The organism is Streptomyces sparsus, from assembly GCF_054776295.1.
The window spans coordinates 1-2064 of sequence record NZ_BAAHCA010000869.1; the positions used below are offsets into that span (position 1 = coordinate 1).

Genomic DNA, 2064 nt, shown 5'->3' on the forward strand with positions numbered 1-2064 from the left:
CGGCGGCCCCGCGGGCCCGCCCGACCGCTGTGCCGGCTGCGTTCCGTCGACCGCGCCACCGCAGCCCGGACAGTGCTTCGCTCCTCCGCTCACCGCTGAGGTCCCCTCCCTGGAAAGCGTGCCAAAGCGTAGCCGACGCGGTGACGCCGATGGCCCCGCCCGACAGGACGGCCGCCCGCGGCGGTAGCACCATGGGGGAATGACGCATGCGCCCTTGGCCGGGCCGCAGACCGAACAGCCCAAGCGCACCCTGTACCTGGCGATGGGTGCGCTGCTGATGGGCATGCTGCTGGCGGCCCTCGACCAGACGATCGTCTCGACCGCGCTGCCCACCATCGTCAGCGAACTCGGCGGGCTGGACCACCTGTCCTGGGTGGTGACGGCCTATCTGCTCGCCTCCACCGCGGCGACCCCGCTGTGGGGCAAACTCGGCGACCAGTACGGGCGCAAGAAGCTGTACCAGAGCGCGATCGTGGTGTTCCTCGTCGGTTCGGCGCTGTGCGGACTGGCCCAGAACATGGCCGAACTCATCGCCTTCCGCGCCGTCCAGGGGCTGGGCGGCGGCGGCCTCATGGTGCTGTCCATGGCGATCGTCGGCGACCTGGTGCCGCCGCGCGACCGCGGGCGGTACCAGGGCCTGTTCGGTGCCGTCTTCGGAGCCACGAGCGTGCTCGGGCCGCTGCTCGGCGGCCTCTTCGTAGACCATCTCAGCTGGCGCTGGGTGTTCTACGTCAACCTGCCGCTCGGCGCGCTCGCCCTGGCCGTCATCGCGGCCGTGCTGCACATCCCCGTGCACCGGGAGAAGCACCGCATCGACTACCTGGGCACCCTGCTCATCGCGTCCGTCGCGACCTGCGTCGTGCTGGCCACCTCACTGGGCGGCACCACCTGGGACTGGGACTCGCCGCAGATCATCGGCCTCGCGGTGCTCGGTGTCGTGGCGCTGGTCGGCTTCGTCCGGGTCGAGCGGGTGGCCGCCGAACCGGTGCTGCCGCTGCGCCTGTTCACCATCCGCACCTTCACCATCTGCTCGGTCATCGGCTTCGTGATCGGCTTCGCGATGTTCGGCTCGATGACGTACCTGCCCACGTTCCTCCAGGTGGTGCACGGCGTCTCACCGACCATGTCCGGTGTGCACATGCTGCCCATGGTGCTGGGCATCCTGACCACGTCCACGCTGTCCGGCCAGATCATCAGCCGCACCGGCCGCTGGAAGGTCTTCCCGATCCTCGGCACCGGCGTCACCGTCATCGGCCTGCTGCTGCTGCACAACCTCAACGAGCGCAGCGACACCTGGGAGATGAGCGTCTCCTTCCTCGTCTTCGGCCTCGGCCTCGGCCTGGTGATGCAGGTGCTGGTACTCGTCGTGCAGAACGCCGTCGGCTACCGGGACCTGGGCGTCGCCACGTCCGGAGCCACCTTCTTCCGCTCCGTCGGCGCCTCCGTCGGCGTCGCGGTCTTCGGCTCCATCTTCGCCGGACGGCTGGGGCCCCGGCTGGCCGAGGCGCTGGAGGGGCAGGAGCTGCCGCCGGGCGTCACCCCGGGCACCCTCGCCGAGGACCCGCGGGCCGTCGCCGAACTCGACCCGGCGGAACGGGCCGGCGCGCTCGCCGCCTACTCCGAGTCGATCACCGACGTCTTCCTGTGGGCGGCACCGGTGACGCTGGTCGCCTTCGTCCTGGCCTGGTTCCTCAAGGAGACCCCGCTGCGCGCCAGCGTGCAGGCGCCCGACACCAGCGAGACGCTGGCCATGAACCCGGTACAGCGGTCCTCCCGCGAGGAACTGGTCCGTGCGCTCACCATCCTCAGCAGCCGCGAGGGCCAGAAGGGCCTGTACGCCCGGCTCACCGAGAACGCCGGCCTGGACCTGCGCCCGGCCGCCAGCTGGCTGCTGCTGCGCATGCACCGGTACGGCTCCGTGGAGCCCGCGCTGCTCGCCGAGCGGGTCGGCGTGGACTGGGGCGTGGTGTCCGCCGGCGCGCGGCAGGTGGAGGAACGCGGCTTGGCCGTCCGGGAAGGACTGCCGATGGTGCTCACCCCGACCGGCAGCGCGGCCGCCGCCCG

1 protein-coding gene is annotated in these 2064 nt (G+C 71.5%); it reads left to right on the top strand.

Annotation, left to right across the window (positions count from 1 at the left end; translation table 11 throughout):
• Positions 1 to 199: 199 nt before the first annotated feature.
• Positions 200 to 2064, top strand: a 1865-nt coding sequence (locus ACYVE9_RS24315) for an MDR family MFS transporter (protein WP_461030040.1), incomplete at its 3' end; no start/stop codon positions are given.